The sequence below is a fragment of the Phocaeicola fibrisolvens genome (genome assembly GCF_025567125.1).
GTDB classification, from domain to species: Bacteria; Bacteroidota; Bacteroidia; order Bacteroidales; family Bacteroidaceae; genus Phocaeicola; species Phocaeicola fibrisolvens.
The window spans coordinates 73,090-88,723 of record NZ_JAOQJI010000001.1 but is presented as its reverse complement, the minus strand read 5'-3'; the positions used below and the strand labels follow the sequence as shown (position 1 = coordinate 88,723).

Annotated in this window: 11 protein-coding genes; all 11 read right to left on the bottom strand. The window is 47.2% G+C overall.

Annotated features, from left to right (window positions below; genetic code table 11):
- Positions 1-5 precede the first annotated feature (5 nt).
- The 11 genes from rpsB to OCV81_RS00275 all read right to left on the bottom strand — a co-directional run bounded on the left by rpsB (position 6) and on the right by OCV81_RS00275 (position 15,585).
- Positions 6-845, bottom strand: a complete 840-nt coding sequence (rpsB, locus tag OCV81_RS00325) for a 30S ribosomal protein S2 (protein ID WP_072541549.1) — start codon at positions 843-845, stop codon at positions 6-8.
- A gap of 209 nt (positions 846-1,054) precedes the next feature.
- Positions 1,055-1,441 carry a 30S ribosomal protein S9 gene (gene rpsI / locus OCV81_RS00320; protein ID WP_072541548.1) on the bottom strand — a complete coding sequence of 129 codons (387 nt, stop codon included), beginning with the start codon at positions 1,439-1,441 and terminating at the stop codon, positions 1,055-1,057.
- Between the two features lie 6 nt (positions 1,442-1,447).
- On the bottom strand, positions 1,448-1,909 hold the full coding sequence (rplM, locus tag OCV81_RS00315) for a 50S ribosomal protein L13 (protein ID WP_072541547.1): 462 nt from the start codon (positions 1,907-1,909) through the stop codon (positions 1,448-1,450).
- 289 nt (positions 1,910-2,198) lie between these two features.
- Positions 2,199-2,690 (bottom strand): DUF4488 domain-containing protein, encoded by a 492-nt coding sequence (locus OCV81_RS00310; protein ID WP_022352837.1) that lies wholly within the window; start codon positions 2,688-2,690, stop codon positions 2,199-2,201.
- Between the two features lie 158 nt (positions 2,691-2,848).
- On the bottom strand, positions 2,849-4,252 hold the full coding sequence (asnS, locus tag OCV81_RS00305) for an asparagine--tRNA ligase (RefSeq protein WP_022352836.1): 1,404 nt from the start codon (positions 4,250-4,252) through the stop codon (positions 2,849-2,851).
- Between the two features lie 83 nt (positions 4,253-4,335).
- Positions 4,336-5,652 carry a pseudouridine synthase gene (locus tag OCV81_RS00300; RefSeq protein WP_148327688.1) on the bottom strand — a complete coding sequence of 439 codons (1,317 nt, stop codon included), beginning with the start codon at positions 5,650-5,652 and terminating at the stop codon, positions 4,336-4,338.
- 64 nt (positions 5,653-5,716) lie between these two features.
- Complete coding sequence (gene purB / locus OCV81_RS00295) at positions 5,717-7,063, bottom strand: adenylosuccinate lyase (protein WP_148327746.1); 1,347 nt, start codon at positions 7,061-7,063, stop codon at positions 5,717-5,719.
- Positions 7,064-7,187: 124 nt separating this feature from the next.
- Positions 7,188-8,501 (bottom strand): NAD(P)-dependent oxidoreductase, encoded by a 1,314-nt coding sequence (locus OCV81_RS00290; RefSeq protein ID WP_148327687.1) that lies wholly within the window; start codon positions 8,499-8,501, stop codon positions 7,188-7,190.
- A 191-nt stretch (positions 8,502-8,692) separates the two neighbouring features.
- Entirely contained in the window at positions 8,693-11,053 is a 2,361-nt protein-coding gene (locus OCV81_RS00285) for a beta-galactosidase (protein ID WP_148327686.1), read from the bottom strand.
- A gap of 98 nt (positions 11,054-11,151) precedes the next feature.
- Entirely contained in the window at positions 11,152-13,638 is a 2,487-nt protein-coding gene (locus OCV81_RS00280; protein WP_148327685.1) for an alpha-L-arabinofuranosidase C-terminal domain-containing protein, read from the bottom strand.
- 24 nt (positions 13,639-13,662) lie between these two features.
- Positions 13,663-15,585, bottom strand: a complete 1,923-nt coding sequence (locus OCV81_RS00275; RefSeq protein WP_022352830.1) for a family 43 glycosylhydrolase — start codon at positions 15,583-15,585, stop codon at positions 13,663-13,665.
- Positions 15,586-15,634 lie beyond the last annotated feature (49 nt).

The window sequence follows — 15,634 nt, the reverse complement described above, 5'->3', positions numbered from 1 at the left end:
TTATATTAAGCTTCTTCTTCGTCCTTGTTCATGAAGGCAGCTGCTTTAGAAGCGTTGATGGCTTCTTCTTCAGCCTTGTCCATGCGAGCCTTAGTAGATTTTTTCTTTGCAGCTTTCGGTGCGTTTTCACCAGCAGCTTCCATATCTACCTTTTCAGCTTTTCTTTCTTCCAGACCTTCTGCCATTGCAGCGCAGCAAGCATCCAAGATAACTTCTACTGACTTAGTAGCGTCATCGTTTGCCGGAATAACGAAATCCACGTTTGTCGGGTCAGAGTTTGTATCTACGATAGCAAATACAGGAATACCCAGACGGTTAGCTTCGCGAACAGCGATGTTTTCTTTCATTACATCGACTACGAACAATGCAGACGGCAGACGAGTCAAATCAGCGATAGAACCGAGGTTCTTTTCCAATTTAGCGCGCTGACGAGAAATCTGCAGGATTTCTCTCTTTGACAGGTTAGAATAAGTACCATCGTTAGTCAATTTATCGATAGTAGCCATTTTCTTCACAGCCTTACGGATTGTCGGGAAGTTAGTCAACATACCACCCGGCCAACGTTCGATAACGTACGGCATGTTTACAGAAGCAGCTTTCTCAGCTACTACCTGTTTAGCTTGTTTCTTAGTAGCAACGAACAGGACTTTCTTTCCTGATTTTGCGATTTGTTTCAAAGCTTCAGCAGCTTCATCAACTTTAGCAACAGTTTTGTTCAAATCGATGATATGAATACCGTTGCGTTCCATGAAAATATAAGGAGCCATTGCAGGGTTCCACTTTCTTTTAAGGTGTCCGAAGTGGCAACCAGCCTCCAATAATGTATCAAAATTTACTCTTGACATTGTCTTTAATTTTAATCGTTTACTTTCTTTTTTGTTTATTGAACCAACTGTCCGGTAGTCTTTCCGACAAATGCTTGCAGGAAGAATCCTGGCAGTTTAGATACTAAACGCTTCTTTAGGTGACGAGGTATCAGTTGACGAGGCAACAAGGAAATAATCCATAAGAGAGTATCCTTGCCAACTTGTCCCTTATCCAACTTGTCCCCTCGTTAACGTTTACTGAACTGGAATCTACGACGTGCTTTCGGACGTCCCGGTTTCTTACGTTCAACAGAACGAGAATCGCGAGTCATGAAGCCTTCCGCACGAAGAGCTTTCTTGTCTTCAGGGTTGATTTTAACCAGTGCACGAGCGATAGCCAGACGCAAAGCTTGAGACTGACCAGTGAAACCACCACCACACAAGTTAACTTTGATATCATATTTTTCAGCCACTTCCAATTTGTTCAACGGCTGTTTAACTACATACTGCAGAATAGTTGATGGAAAGTACTGTGCAAGGTCTCTCTTGTTAATAGTAATCTTTCCTGTACCTTCGCTTACGAAAACGCGAGCAACTGCGCTTTTACGTCTGCCTAATGCATTTACTACTTCCATTCTTTATTATTTAAGTGAATTAATATCGATTACTTTCGGAGTCTGAGCTTCGTGTTTGTGTTCACTTCCTTCGTAAACATACAAGTTGCCCAGCAACTTAGCTCCCAGACGATTCTTAGGAAGCATACCTTTAACTACTCTCTTCATCAATTTTTCAGCGCCATTCGGTTTTGCCATCAGACGAGCCGGAGTAATTTCACGCTGACCACCAGGATAACCTGTATAGCTCAGGTAAATCTTGTCAGTCATTTTCTTACCTGTAAATTTCACTTTGTCTGCGTTGATGATGATTACGTTATCACCGCAGTCTACATGAGGGGTGAAGTTAGGTTTGTACTTACCTCTCAACAACTTTGCAACTTTCGCACCGAGACGGCCTACAACCTGATCGGTAGCATCCACAACAACCCATTCTTTCGTTGCTGTTTCCTTGTTTGCAGAAATGGTCTTGTAACTTAAAGTATCCACTCTTAAATCTTTTTTAAAATGTTAACTACTAAAAAACAAATTCCTCCCGCCCTACTCTTCCCGGACAAAGAAGAATAAAGCACTCAGAATTAAAAATTTATCACTAGTTGATAATAATCGGCTTGCAAAGGTACGGCTTTTCTTTTAACCAACAAAGATTTTAAGTTTTTTTTTCGTGGGATAAACGGTTGATTATTAACCGCGACTTTATGCCTGAAAACAGGAAAGGCGGTACCCGGACTTCATACCGGAACCGCCTTTCTTATACCTTCTTTATGTTCGAATTTCCTCATCGCAGTTCATCACCCGGATAAACCGGTGACATTTCGACTTTCTTCCATATTTCATGACACCACGAATCAATTTCATTTCCATTGGCATCATTTTTCAGGAAATATTTCACATACATCAACGTGCCGTTTTCCTTCAGCTCGAAATGCATTTCATTCTTTCCCCCGTTCAATTGTGGAAGATGTACGTTTTTCTCTACATATTCTGTATAAAGGCCCTCATTGTTGATTTCGTAGGTACCATACCCCAGAATCACGGCCCCCGTCTGCATCATCAGCAGATTCGTAAAGTGTCCGTCATCTGAAAGAATCTTCAATGAATTACTTGTCTTAAGCTCCCCTGGAATATCCGGAGAATTAGAACGATAGAAACACATCTGCCAAACCCCATGCAAAGTGATTGGAGTCTTCTCTTGTACATCCTGGGCCACCGAATTGCCGACAGCCAAAAGCATTAGCAATGCCATCAGAAAGAAATAACGTATTTTCATAATTTAAAGTATTAGAATTACCCGTTAGGTTACCTACAAAATTATAAAATAATTTGAAAATCACGCATTTTATGCACTTTTTTCTAGCCCAAACACATAAAAAAAAGTCATTCCGTTTGGAATGACTTTTTTTCTCCTTACAAAAATATTATTTACGCTTAGAATTCGGCATTACGCGGAGTACGTGGGAACGGAATCACGTCGCGGATGTTCGACATACCTGTGACGAACAGCAACAGACGTTCAAAGCCCAATCCAAAACCTGAATGAGGACATGAACCGTACTTACGGGTATCCAGATACCACCACATGTCCTTCATCGGAATATGCAACTCCTGGATACGAGTCAGCAGCTTGTCGTAGTCTGCTTCACGCTCTGAACCACCGATAATTTCGCCAATCTTCGGGAACAACACGTCCATGGCACGCACAGTCTTTCCGTCTTCGTTCTGCTTCATGTAGAAAGCCTTGATTTCCTTCGGATAGTCGGTCAAGATAACCGGACGTTTGAAGTGCTCTTCCACCAAGAAACGTTCATGTTCTGAAGCCAAATCCACGCCCCAGTAAACCGGGAATTCAAACTTGTGGCCGTTGGCAACTGCTTCTTCCAGAATCTTGATACCTTCCGTATAAGGCAAACGCACGAAAGACTCTTTCAAAACTCCTTGCAGACGTTCAATCAAGCCCTTATCAAACATGTCATTCAGGAACTTCACATCGTCGTAACAGTTGTCCAAAGCCCACTGTACGCAATATTTAATAAATTCCTCTGCCAAATCCATGTTGTCGTTGATGTCATTGAAAGCCACTTCCGGTTCAATCATCCAAAACTCAGCCAAGTGACGCGGTGTATTGGAGTTTTCGGCACGGAAAGTCGGTCCGAACGTATAGATAGCTCCCAAGGCAGTAGCTGCCAGCTCACCTTCCAGCTGTCCGGAAACTGTCAGACTGGTCTGTCTTCCAAAGAAGTCATTGTCATAAATGATAGAACCGTTCTCATCCTTCTTCAAGTCATAAAGGTTCATGGTAGTTACCTGAAACATCTGTCCTGCTCCTTCGCAGTCGGATGCGGTAATCAACGGAGTATGGAAATAGAAGAAACCTCTTTCATGGAAGAACTTATGAATGGCGATTGCCATGTTATGACGGATACGGAATACGGCACCAAACGTATTCGTACGCGGACGCAGATGAGCGATTTCACGTAAGAATTCCATGGAGTGTCCTTTCTTCTGCAACGGATAAGTATTGTCGCAAGTACCCAGTACCTCAATTTCACGCGCCTGGATTTCGGCAGCCTGACCGGCACCGACTGACTTCACCAGTTCTCCGTTCACGCTCAGACATGCACCAGTGGTAATCAGTTTCAGCAATTCCTCGTCGAAATTAGCCAGATCAACCACAATCTGTACATTATTTATAGTAGAACCATCATTCAACGCAATAAAGTTTACTTGCTTGCTACCACGGCGAGTACGCACCCAACCTTTCACATTGACCATCGCTCCAAAATCTTCACGCTTCAGCAGGTCAACAATTTTTGTTCTACGAATTGTTTCCATTTTGATTCTCTGTTTTATCAATTAATCTAAAAAACACAGAGATATTTGGTATCCGCCTATCCCTGTGTTCCATTTATTTCTCGTTATTCAAAAGACCCCATACGCAACATGGCTACTTCCTGTTCTGTCAGGTAGCGCCAGTCACCCCGACGAAGTCCCTTCTTGGTCAGTCCGGCGAAATACACACGGTCCAGTTTCACTACCCGGTATCCCAGCGATTCGAAAATACGACGCACGATACGGTTCTTTCCGGAGTGGATTTCAATGCCCACCTGCGACTTGTCCGTATCCGATGCATAACTGATGGCATCGGCATGGATTTCACCGTCATCGAGTGTGATACCCTGTACTATCTGATCCAAATCTGCTTTGGTCACGTTCTTGTCGCAATATACATGATAGATTTTCTTCTTCAGGAACTTCGGATGTGTCAACTTGGAAGCCAAGTCTCCGTCGTTCGTCAACAGAAGTACACCTGTAGTATTGCGGTCCAGACGTCCCACCGGATAAATACGTTCCTTGCAGGCCCCTTTCACGAAATCCATCACCGTCTTGCGTTCCTGAGGGTCGTCGGAAGTCGTCACACAATCTTTCGGTTTGTTGAGCAACACATACACCTTGCGTTCGATGCTCACCGGCTGGTCGTGGAACTTCACTTCATCCGAACGTTTCACCTTCGTACCCAGTTCCGTCACGATTTCACCGTTCACTGATACTACTCCGGCAGTGATGAATTCATCCGCTTCACGGCGAGAGCAGATTCCGGCATTGGCCAGGAACTTGTTCAAACGAATCGGTTCATCCGGATCAGCCAACACTTCCTTATACTCAATCTGCTTCTTCATGCTGTATTTCGCATTCGGATTGTAGTCGGCTGTACGCGGACGGTATCCACCTTGCGGACGACCGTAACCACCTTGCTGACCTCCGTTGTTGAAGCGCGGACGGAATGAACGCTGTTGTTCACCACCCTGCTGCCCGCCGTTGTTGAAACGCGGACGATACGGACGCTGTTCACCACCCTCGTTGTTGTTATTATACGGGCGGTTTCCATACGGACGCTGCGGACGTCCACCGTTGTTATTGAAACGGGGGTTGTAAGAAGAACGCTGTTCGCCTCCTTCATTGTTGTACGGACGGTTGCCGTAAGGACGCTGCGGACGATTGCCATAACTTCCTCTCTGCGGACGGTCCTCTCCGTTGTTGTTATTGAAACGGGGATTATAAGAAGAGCGATACCCCTCTCCCCCTTCTCTATTGTTGTTATACGGACGGCGACCGTAGCTGTTGCTTTTCTCGCCTCTACCGTACTTATTATACCCTTCTCTGTTATAAGACTTGTAACCATCGCGGCCAGACTGGCTGTTTTCGCCTTCCTGTCTGAATTCTTTTTCTGCCATAATTTTTCTGTTTAATGCTAATTAATACTCTAACACCCTCTCGGGCGATATTTATTGTTTTAAGTTATACTCCAGTATAGTTGTGCGGAGTAATCGCACGCAATTCTTTTTTGATGTCCTCACTCACGTTCAGTGTCTCGATAAAGTCCTTGATGGATACTTCCGTAATAGCCTGGTTCGTACGCGTCAAGGCCTTCAGGGCTTCATACGGATGCGGATAAGCTTCGCGACGCAGAATCGTCTGAATAGCTTCAGCCACTACGCTCCAGCAGTTATCCAAATCTTCATAAATCTTATGCTCGTTCAGCAGCAATTTGCCGAGACCCTTCAACGAACTCTGAATGGCAATGATAGTATGTCCGAACGGCACACCGATGTTACGCAATACCGTAGAGTCGGTCAAGTCACGCTGCAGACGAGAAATCGGCAACTTGGCAGACAGATGGGCAAAAATGGCGTTGGCCATTCCCAGGTTGCCTTCCGCATTTTCAAAGTCAATCGGGTTCACCTTATGCGGCATGGCGCTGGAGCCCACTTCACCTGCTTTGATTTTCTGCTTGAAGTACTCCATGGAGATATATTGCCAGAAGTCACGGTTCATGTCAATCATGATGGTATTGATCCGCTTCATGGCATCAAAGATGGCTCCCAGTCCGTCGTAGTTGGAAATCTGTGTGGTATATTCTTCCCGTTCCAGTCCCAGTTTTTCCGATACGAACTTGTTGCCGAATGCCTTCCAGTCAAAATCCGGATAAGCCACGTGGTGCGCGTTGTAATTACCCGTAGCTCCACCGAACTTCGCAGTCAACGGACAAGCCTTCAACACTGCCAGCTGACGGTTCAGACGATACACAAAGACCATGATTTCTTTCCCCAAACGTGTAGGTGAAGCCGGCTGTCCGTGTGTTTTTGCCAACATCGGAATATCCTTCCATTCTTCCGCATACGTCGTCAGCTGATCAATCAGCTTCTGAATCTGCGGATAATAGACTTCTTCCAATGCATCTTTAATCGACAAGGGAACAGAAGTGTTGTTGATATCCTGAGAGGTCAGTCCGAAATGGATAAATTCCTTGTAAGGTTCCAGCCCACCCAGTTTGTCAAACTGCTCCTTGATGAAATACTCTACAGCCTTCACATCGTGGTTAGTCACACTTTCGATTTCCTTGATACGTGCCGCATCAGTTTCTGAGAAGTTGCGGTAAATATCACGGAGAGACTCAAAACGGCCTGCGTCGAATGAACTCAACTGCGGCAACGGCAACTCACACAAGGTAATGAAATATTCTATTTCCACCCGTACACGATATCTCATGAGGGCATATTCAGAAAAATAAGCAGCCAAAGCTCCCGCTTTGCTTCTATATCGGCCGTCAATCGGCGATACAGCTGTGAGTAAATCAAGCTCCATCATTGTCGTAAATTATTTTTGGTATCTAAAATTCTGCACATTCATTTGAATTCGCGAAATTAATGCTTTTTCCCGAGTTATCAGGAGATACCGCTTAAACTTTAGTATTTATTTTATAATTAGGTCATTCACTCAATAATTTTATGGCATCCACATACTGCGCGATACCCACCGCCACACTCTTGGCCGCCTTCATGGCCATCACCACAGTCTGTGGCCGGTGCACCACGTCACCTCCGGCAAAGACGCCCTTTCGACTGGTCATGCCAAACGGACGTTCCTTCACCAGTACATAGCCATTATCATCGGTGTCAATGCCTTCGGTCGTAGATACAATCCGGCTGGCCGGACGAGAACCTACCGCCAGACAGATTCGGTCGAACGCATATTCCTTGACGCCCTCCGGGGTGTTGGCCCGCAGTCCGACCACTTTACCTTCTTCATTTCCAAAGAATTCCGTGGTAGAAGTCTGCCAAAGAAACTTTACTCCTTCCTGCAAGGCCGCCTGATATTCTGCCTGGATAGCCGGCATGTCGGCTTCCGTGCGACGGTACACGATGGTCACACTGGCTGCCCCCATACGTACTGCCGTACGGGCTGCATCCATGGCTACGTTGCCGCATCCCATCACGGCCACATGCTCGCCTTCAATGACCGGCACCTTGTCACGTCCCACCGTACCTTCGTTATAAATATTGGCCATGTGCAACAGGTACGTGGCTTGAATGACACCACGCAGTCCGGCCCCCGGAATATCCAGTGACTTCGGCAACGCCGTACCCGAACCGATAAAAATGGCATCATAGCCCTGTGCAAAAATGTCATCGATGTTCAATTGTTTCCCCACCACACAATTCAGTATGAAAGTAACTCCCAGCGCTTCAATCTTCTGGATTTCCTGACGTACCACCTGTTTGGGCAAGCGGTATTCCGGAATACCGTACATCAAGACTCCACCGGCTTCCGCCTGACTTTCAAAAATAGTCACATTGAAACCCTGGCGAGCCAAGTCACCCGCCACAGTCAGTCCGGCAGGACCCGAACCGATAACGGCCACCTTGCCACGGGTTTTCTGTGGAAGCTTTTCGCGAATCAAGTTCATCTCCGTATCAAAATCGGCAATGAAGCGTTCCAACTTCCCGATTTCAATACCTTTCCCTTTCGGATAAAGCACACAATGGCCCTGACACTGTTTCTCATGCGGACAAACACGCCCGCAGATAGCCGGCAGATTACTTTTCTCATTGATAATTGCCATGGCATTCCCCATGTTTCCCTTCGACAGTTCATGGATGAATTCCGGGATATCATTTTCAATCGGACATCCCTTTTTACAAGAAGGATGCTTACAATTCAAGCAGCGCTTTGCTTCCGCAATGGCCTCTTTCAATGTATAGCTTTCGTTGATTTCCTTAAATGTAGGTTTTGAGTCGTTCATTCTTTCATCTGTTATCCGATGCAAACTCTTCTTGCATCCCTATTTCACATTGGGCGGCAAAGTTCGTAAAAAAACGGCATAAAGACACGAAACAAGCCTGTTTTTATTTCTCCAGGCAAAAAAATATCCCGCAGATTTACCGTCCGCGGGATATCCCTCCTGAATTACCTTAAGTTCAATACAAATTGAAATCAATATGTAAAGTCTGTTTTCTTTACATATACTCTGTAATCCTTTATCAAACCTGGTGTACCGGCTTCCGCGCGAGGTAACATACGAAAACCTGTCACCTTGTATTCTTTTCCTAAATCAATGACAATCTGATGCGGATAAGCGGTATTGTCTACTGTCTGCCAGAAGGTACTTTCCTGCAGGTCGAACACCTTGTCGGCGGTACGGTTTCCGCTGCGGGTTTCTTCGCTGTCGGCATAAACAATCTTCCAGTTTTCACGAGAAACCGGTTTTCCGTCCTCACCCAGCACATCCATTTCGGCCACAGCGGCAATGTTGGTACCGTCATAGTTGGAAACGCCTTCCAGGCAGAAATAGCGTCCGGCTGCCGGTTTTTCAAAACGAACTTCCTGCCAGCCGTTGCCTGCCTTGAACGTACCCGTCATCACCGGCTTTTCGGCTTTCAGGTTCAGATTCTGACCGTCTTTACGGTGGGTTTCCGGAGCCTTTTCACGCAACATATCCAAAATCGGTTTTTCCACGCCGACCACTTTGGCTTCGGCCGGGCCCTTCAAATCGAGCACGATGATTTCATTGTCGCCTTCCTTCAGCCAGCATCCCGGCATATATAGTGTCTGCTGCGGACCGATTTCCCAGAAACGTCCCATGGCATGGCCGTTGACCCAAACCATACCTTTTCCCCAGGTCTGCATGTCCAGGAAGGTATCGCCTGTCTTGTCCAAATGGAAAGTCGCTTTATAGTAAGCCGGACCGTCTACCGGTTTTCCAGCCTGATAGTTTTTCTGACTCACAAATTCATAGAAAGGAGGAAGGTTATATACTGTCCAGCCTTTCAGTTCCTGTACCTGGTCACCATTAACCACCTCTACCTTCTTGGTAATACCTTTCCGGTCGTGGATAGATTTGTCGAAGTTCACACGTCCCATGGCTTCTACCAGGATATCCAGTTGAGTACCTTTTTTCAAGGTTTCCGTCAGCGGCAAGGTAAATTCTCCGTGACGACGGTCCAGCCGTCCCAACAGTTTACCATTGGCAAATACCTGTGCCCAGTCGTGTACTTCGTCGATGTGCAGGATACCTTTCACATCTTCTTTCAAGGTCGTACGATACAAAATCGTTCCCCAGCCCTGATCGAACATTTCCATCGGCTGAATATCTTCCGACTGCTTAGGCTGCGGCAGATTATTGAACAACGGAGCCACCTTCCAGTCTGTAATGGCCGGTACGGAAATCACCGGATACGCAGCCGGAGGTTCAGGCAGAGTTTCTCCTTCCGGAAGATATTGCTTCAACAAGTCGCGCAACTGGAAATATTTCGGAGTAGTCCATCCGGCCTCACTGATCGGCGCGTCGTAATCGTATGAACTGCACATGGCTGAATAAGCCGGGTTGTTGGCACCACCCCACCAGCCGAAGGTTGTACCTCCGTGGGTCATATACAAACTGAACGAGATGTTCCGGTCCAGCATGTCCTTGATGCCACTCACCATGGTAGCCGCATCACGGGTTTCATGTTTCCGTCCCCAGTGATCGAACCAACCGCTCCAGAACTCGCTGCACATCATCGGTGTTTCCGGACGCAACGATTTCAGTTTCTTGAACTGCTCGTCAATGTTGGCACCCGTACCAAAGTTGACCGTCCACAGCAAATCATCCAAGGCATTGTTGGTGAAGTTAGAACTCCAATCACACTGGAAAAGAGGCACGTCGGTGAAACCCGCCTTCTTCACGATATCACGGATGGCCGATACGTAAGGCTTGTTGATGCCATACGAACCGTATTCATTTTCCACCTGTACCATGATGATGTTTCCCCCGCGGGAAATCTGTAAATCGGCCAGCTGTTTGCCCACCTCATTCATAAAGATACCGACCCGCTCCATATAATAAGGGTCGAGTGTACGCAGCTGTACATCTTTCTTCTTCAGCAACCACCAAGGCAGTCCGCCCATTTCCCATTCCGCACAAACGTAAGGTCCCGGACGTACGATGACATACATTCCGTGTTTTTGTGCCAGACGGCAGAACTTGGCAATGTCCTTGTTGCCTGAGAAATCGAACTCTCCCGGATGCTGTTCATGCAAGTTCCAAAAGACATACAGACAAAGCGTATTCATGCCCAATGCTTTACAAGAAAGAATACGCTGTTCCCAATAAGGTTCCGGAATACGCGGATAATGCACTTCCGCTGCCTTTACCACAAAAGGCTTTCCGTTTAACAGAAATGTTCCCTTACCTACGGCAAATGCTTCTTTTGCGACAGTTTCCTCTCCTGCCGGAGAAGCTGCTGAAGCCGAAAGTATCCCCAAAGAGAACAATAAAGAAAGGCCTACGCCCCATAACGTGTGTTTGTATTTCATGATATACGTCATTAATGTTTGAGGCAAATATAGACCTTTCCTTCTATATTAAACTACCAAAAATCTGTCAAAAGCAAGATAAGAATCAATCACTTCCCTCATTTTGCAGCATGGATTCGAATCACGCTCAACGAATAGGCAGGCATTTCATATTGAGACAAATCTGCCACCGCGATTTCTTTCTTCACAGGACGAGCCTGCTGGTCGGTCGGAACTCCGGAGAGCACATGCAGCGTAGCCTGTCCATCCTGCAATGTCAGCCCGTTCAGTTGAGTCTTGACCGGAACCGGCAGCAGGTTGACCAGCTTCACAATCACATCGCCCGTCTTGCTATCGCGCACCACCGACGTACCGATTCTACGCTGTACATCCTGACGGGAGTTATCTATCTTCCGGTCGGCCGGCAGATACGTATCACCGGCATTCTGACCGTAAAGTTGCTGGGTGTAATAACCCACAGTCGGTTTCACTTCCTTGTTGTTGAAATAAATCAAATCCGGATTCCACTGCGTATGCCCTTCCTTGGCCAGCAACGGTGCATACGAAGTCATGGATACCACATCGCCGTTCCGTTCAACGGACGTCAGGTACAAGGCCTCAGCCAAGGCTGTCTCGATGTTGTTCGGACGACCGGGCAAGTGAGCGGCATATTCTCCCAGGTATACTTTGGGTTTGGAACGGTCGTAACAGTCATAAAAATCCTGGTTGTTGATAAACCAACCCGGTGTATTATAATAGTGTTCGTCCACCATCGGTACCTGCAGACGAGAGGCAAATTTCCATCCCGCTTCGTAGTCTGAACCTTCATAGAAAGGACCTACCGTACCAATCACAGTAATCTCCGGATATTTTTCCTTGATGGCCTTGAAAATCATCTCAAAGCGTTCTTCAAAAATCGGGGTAATCAAATCTTCATTGCCGATGCCGATGTATTTCAGGTTGAACGGCTTCGGATGTCCGGCTTCGGCACGCATCTTGGCCCATTTGTTGGTCTTTGGGTCGCCGTTGGCATATTCAATCAAGTCCAGGATGTCCTGCACGTAGGCACCCATTTCTTCCATGGGGATGCCTCCCTGCTGTCCACCGCTCAAAGGCTTGCCCGGAATGCAGGCTGAATTCTGGCAGGGCACTCCAGCCGCCAGGACTGGCAACGGTTCAGCCCCGATGTCTTCACAGAACTGGAAATATTCAAAATAGCCTAGTCCCAGTGTCTGATGATATCCCCACAAGTTCCGCATCGGCTTGCGGGCTTCCAGCGGACCGACAGAATTTTTCCAACGGTAAATATTGTCAATGCCATTTCCATGGGCCACACAACCGCCCGGAAAACGCATAAAACGAGGATGTAAGTCGGCCAATGTCTGAGCCAAATCAGCTCTCAACCCGTTCTTGCGTCCTTTGAAGGTCTTTTGCGGGAAGAGTGAAATCATATCCAGATGTAACTCCCCGGTCAACTCCGGTTCCAGTGAAAGTACAGCCGCATCCACATCTGCCTGTGCCGTCAATACCGCAGTCTGCTTCTTCCAGTCGCCCGCCTTTACCTTTACGGAAGACTGTGCCACTTCCTTGCCTTGGGCATTCAGCAAACGCACCACTATCTTTCCACCCTTACTGCCCTCGGGCATAGAAGCAAAGAGAGAGAAGTCATACTTTTCGCCTTTCTTCAACGTAATCCCGTCGAAGCCTGTATTGCGGAGAGAAATTCCCGGTTTGGCCTGCAATACCACATAATGCGGATTGTTGGCATGCAAAGGATGCTCCGTGGCTACCTGTACAGCCGACGACTGCCCGTTCTCCCATATACTCCAGGCATAACCACTGTCAAATCCTTGAGGGGCCCCGTCTTTCGAAGAATATTCAAAATCACGGTTCTGCACCAATTCGGCATAAAGTCCGCCATCAGCTCCATAATTGATGTCTTCAAAGAAAATCCCCATCAGTTTGTCACTGATAGGCTTGGCTTCTTCCGGACGGATTGTCAGCTGCAAGGATACAGGAGCCAACCCGGCAAAACGCTGGCCATCCTGTTCCGTCCGTTCATTGTGCAACTGGTCTCTGTAAGCCCGGTAGTCCACGAACTTCAACAGTCGGTCCACTTCCTCCCAGGCCACTTTCTGCATATATCCTTGTTCTACTACACCGTCCACAACCGCTTTCTTGCGGGTTTCACTTCCCCGGATTCCAGTTCCTTCTCCCGGCGTCTGCAGGTAATACGTCTGCGGATTCCATTTCATCAAGTCGGGCGAAGTGGCCTGTCCCCACTCCTTTCCGCTTTCGTTCAACTGCCAGGCGCAATGCCACACGCCTTTTGCATCCCGCGTCAGATGAGGATTCAGCATACGCTTCTCGGCTCCCCAGGTTCCGTAATCGCATCTCACATACCCATATCCATTGCCGATACTGAACCAACGGTCGGCATCCGGGCTCCACGCCAGTTTCAACCCGCTGCGCCCCGCATCTTTCACGGTGGCATACGAGAACAAGTAGACTGAATCCGGTTCATTCATCACTTCCTGCACGTGGGCCGATACAGGAAGGCTGGTAAGGCAGACGCACAAAGCTGCCAAGTGTGTCAGGTGTTTCATAAGTAAGCAGATTTAATAAAAATTTTATTTGGAGACTTTCACGCGCTGAATCGTACCGTCGGCGTTGAATTCCATCCGGTCGATACATACTTCGCGGTGTACCCCCGGCCCTTTGTCCGGATTCAGGTAATTCTTGTTGATGCGATGGTACACGATATACCATTCATCGGTCCCAGGTTTACGTACTACAGAGTTGTGTGCTGTCCCATAGATTTCCTGTGATGGATCTTGTATCAGCACCACCGGGTCTTTGGCCACCTTAATCGGTCCCAGCGGAGAATCCGACGTACCGTAAGCCACATGATAGTTGGCTGAACCCGTATCGTCGACCGACCACATGAAGTAGTAAGTACCCTGACGATAGAACACATAGGGAGCTTCACGGTACGCATAATCTTTCAGTGTCCCTCCCTTCGGAGTCAGCACCTTCAGGGTTTCCTTCTTGATGGATACCATGTCGTCGTTCAGTTCCGCACCGGCCATGTATCCGTTGCCCCAGTACAGATAAGACTTACCTGATACCGGATCAGTGAACACATCCACATCAATTTGCTGTCCATGTCCTACCGGAGAATCCGTCACAATGGGTTTGCCCATATCCTTGAAAGGACCTACCGGTGAATCGGCTACAGCAACTCCGATTTTCTTACCAGAATCGTCGTTCGGATTGCCACTGTAATAGAAGAAATATTTGTATTTTCCGTCAATCAGTTTTTCCTCAATGGCCGGTGCCCAGGCATTTCCGTTGGCCCATGGTACCTGCGGCGAACGCAAATCCAGCATCACTCCTTCATACTGCCAGTCCTTCAGGTCGGCAGAAGAGAATACGGTGAAATACCATCCTCCCCATCCGGGCTGTCCGTCGGTGGTAGAATAGATGTAATAACGCTGTGTCTGATGAGAATACAGCACTTCGGGGTCGGCATGGAATCCCGGCAATGCAGGATTGACCGGCAATTCGCCCAGCTCGGCAGGCTTGCCCCACTCGTCCGTGATACGTTTCAGTTCGGCACGGGTAATCGGGATGATGGTTCCGTGACGCGGATGAAAATTCATCTTCACTGCATGGTCTATCACCTTAAAATGCTTCAGGTCGGTGGTTTCCGTAAACTGGTAAGCCCCTTTCATATAGACATCATACATCAGAATGTATTTATCCTGTCCAATCAACTTGAACGTACCAGCACCTTCCACAGCTTCTTTGGTCTGCTGCTTGTAATCCGGCTGTTCTTCCCACTTTCCGGAAGTCAACGCACGGGTCGTCGCTACCTTGATGCCGTTGCCGTTTCCTTCAGTCTTATAAAAAAGGTGATATACTCCATCTTTATACACAATGTCTCCATCAATGCAAGAAGTCTTGTTCGACGGGATGAAAAGCGGTTTCGGCTCTCCTTCCAAATCGGTAAAATCGTCGTTGGCATAAGCATAATAGATGACATCCGGACCACCGGCATACTGCATGGAGAAATAGACCATGTATTTCCCGGCTTCCTTGTCAAAGATAGTCTGGGGAGCCCATACCCGTTTCAGCTTTTCCTGTCCCGGATAGCGCTTCTGTATATTTACAACAGAATGTGACCAGTTAACCAAGTCTGTCGATTTCAACAGCACCATGGCCCGGTTGGAATCCCATCCGTTGTCGGAAACCATGTCGGTTACTACCATGTAGAACGTCTGGCCGTCTTCCCCTCTCAGAATGTGAGGGTCGCGCACACCACCCGTAGAGCTGATGACCTTTGAATCAATCACCGGTTTGTTGTTGTTCAACGCATAGTAAGTATAACCATCCATACTTACTCCATAGTACACAGCTTCTTCACTGATGTGGTTTCCCGTAAAATAAGTGAACAAATAAGCTACATAATCTTTTTCGTCCACCAGTGCGGCAGACAACGATTCCGAAATAAACGGAAGTAAAAACAATAAAGACAGGATTCTGTTTCTCATATACTTTATATGTTAACGTTTGATGCAAAGATAGGGAATTAGTGTATCA